Genomic DNA, 2,396 nt, shown 5'->3' on the forward strand with positions numbered 1-2,396 from the left:
GGTGAACCGCTCGCTCGCCGCCGAGCCGATGATGGGCGGCGCGCAGATCAAGCGCTTCCTCATCCTGCACAAGGAGCTGGACGCCGACGATGGCGAACTGACCCGCACCCAGAAGGTCCGGCGCGGCTTCATCGCCGAGCGCTACGCCCCGCTCGTCGCCGCGCTCTATGACGGGTCTGAGGCCGCCGACATCTCGACCGAGGTCACGTTCGAAGACGGGCGCAAGGGCGTCATCTCCGCCCGCGTGAAGGTGCGCGATGCCGCGATCTATCCGGTCACGGCCGAACCGGCGCCGGCCGCAAAGGCGCAAGCAGCATGAACGCGGAGCCGATGGCCATGACCGGCACCCCGATCCGCCCCAAGGGCAAGACCCTGCTTTCGGTGGAGAACATCTCGCTGCGCTTCGGCGGGGTGAAGGCGATTTCGGACGTCTCCTTCGACATCCGCAAGGGCGAGATCCGCGCGATCATCGGCCCCAATGGCGCGGGCAAGACCTCGATGCTGAACTGCATCAACGGCTTCTATCAGCCGCAGGAGGGCCGCATCGTCTTCAAGGGCGAGCGCCGCGCCAAGATGCGCCCGCACCGCGCCGCCGCCGGCGGCATCGCCCGCACCTTCCAGAACGTCGCGCTGTTCAAGGGCATGTCGACGCTCGACAACATCATGACAGGCCGCACCCTCAAGATGAAGAAGGGTTTCTTCTGGCAGGCGCTGCGGCATGGCCCGGCGATGCAGGAGGAGATCGAGCATCGCCGCGTGGTCGAGGACATCATCGACTTCCTCCAGATCGAGCACATCCGCAAATTGCCGGTCGGCAAGCTGCCCTACGGCCTGCAGAAGCGCGTCGAGCTCGGCCGGGCGCTCGCGATGGAGCCCGAACTTCTGCTGCTCGACGAGCCGATGGCCGGCATGAACCTCGAGGAGAAGGAGGACATGTGCCGCTTCATCCTCGACGTGAACCAGCAATTCGGCACGACCATCGCCTTGATCGAGCACGATATGGGCGTGGTGATGGACCTCTCCGACCGCGTCGTCGTCCTCGAATACGGCCGCAAGATCGCCGATGGCACGCCGGACGAAGTCAAGGCGAACCAGAAGGTCATCGACGCTTATCTGGGAGTGGCGCACTGATGGCGAGCCTGCCGATCACCCTCAGCCCTCATCCTGAAGAGCGCCTCAAGGCGCGTCTCGAAGGATGGTCCAGCAATCTGGGGAGCCTCCTGAAGCATCCTTCGAGACGCCGCTTCGCGCCTCAGGATGAGGGCTCCCATGAAAACGTGGGCCGGCCAGGAGCGCATCCATGAGCGACATCGCCACCCGCCCCGCGCCGAACCTGCTCGCCAGCCCGTTCGTCAAATTCGGCCTCGTCCTCGTCGCCATCGTTCTGGCGATCACGATCGGCGTCCGGCTCGACCCGACCAACACGCTCTATGCGATCTTCCTCGACCCCTTCCAGCAGATGGTCCAGGCGCCGGACCTGCTGGCGCAGACGGTTTGGGAGGGCCTCGTCTCCGGTGTTCTCTACGCGCTGATCGCGCTCGGCTTCGTGCTGATCTTCAAGGCTTCGGGCGTGTTCAACTTCGCCCAGGGCATCATGGTGGTCTTCGCCGCGCTGACGCTGGTGGGCCTCTATGAAAAGGGCGTGCCGGCCTTTCTCGCCGTCATCGTCACGCTCGGCGTCATGTTCGTCCTCGCCGTCGCGATCGAGCGGGTGGTGCTGCGCCCGCTCGTCAACCAGCCGGACATCATCCTGTTCATGGCGACCTTCGGCATCACCTATTTCCTGATCGGCTTCGGCGAAGCGCTCTTCGGCGGCAACCCGAAGCAGATGATCGCCGACCAGCTCTGGCTGCCGCGCGGCGCGATCGACCTGAAGATCCTCGGCGGGCTGGTGACGCTGCAGAAGATCGACATCGCCGCGGCGGTCATCGCCTCGCTGATGATCGTCGCCCTGGCGCTGTTCTTCCAGTACACGCGCATCGGCCGCGCCCTGCGCGCGGTCGCCGACAGCCACAAGGCGGCGCTCTCGGTCGGCATCTCGCTGAACCAGATCTGGGTCATCGTCTGGTTCACCGCCGGAATCGTCGCGCTGATCACCGGCATCATGTGGGGCGCCCGCTCGGACGTCTCCTTCGCGCTGGAGATCGTGGCGCTGAAGGCGCTGCCGGTGCTGATCCTCGGCGGCTTCACCTCGATCCCCGGCGCCATCGTCGGCGGGCTGATCATCGGCATTGGCGAGAAGATCGGCGAGTTCTACTGGGGCCCGTTGGTCGGCGGCGGCATCGAGAGCTGGCTGGCCTATTTCATCGCGCTCGCCTTCCTGCTGTTCCGGCCGCAGGGCCTGTTCGGCGACAAGATCATCGAACGCATCTGAGGAGCCGGAACCATGCTCTACC

At 65.5% G+C, this 2,396-nt stretch carries 2 protein-coding genes and 1 pseudogene; all 3 read left to right on the forward strand.

Annotation, left to right across the window (positions count from 1 at the left end; genetic code table 11):
- Positions 1-319, forward strand: a pseudogene (locus ACOJTB_RS16340) (long-chain fatty acid--CoA ligase); the annotation flags it as partial.
- A gap of 17 nt (positions 320-336) precedes the next feature.
- Positions 337-1,131 (forward strand): ABC transporter ATP-binding protein, encoded by a 795-nt coding sequence (locus tag ACOJTB_RS16345; RefSeq protein ID WP_420103585.1) that lies wholly within the window; start codon positions 337-339, stop codon positions 1,129-1,131.
- Positions 1,132-1,459: 328 nt separating this feature from the next.
- On the forward strand, positions 1,460-2,374 hold the full coding sequence (locus tag ACOJTB_RS16350; protein ID WP_420103586.1) for a branched-chain amino acid ABC transporter permease: 915 nt from the start codon (positions 1,460-1,462) through the stop codon (positions 2,372-2,374).
- Positions 2,375-2,396 lie beyond the last annotated feature (22 nt).

Source organism: Allobosea sp., from assembly GCF_048595345.1.
Taxonomy (GTDB): Bacteria; Pseudomonadota; Alphaproteobacteria; order Rhizobiales; family Beijerinckiaceae; genus Allobosea.

Coding starts and splice junctions, on each gene's coding strand:
- ACOJTB_RS16350 (WP_420103586.1), top strand. CDS start 1,460: ATGGTCCAGGCGCCGGACCTGCTGGCGCAGACGGTTTGGGAGGGCCTC.
- ACOJTB_RS16345 (WP_420103585.1), top strand. CDS start 337: ATGACCGGCACCCCGATCCGCCCCAAGGGCAAGACCCTGCTTTCGGTG.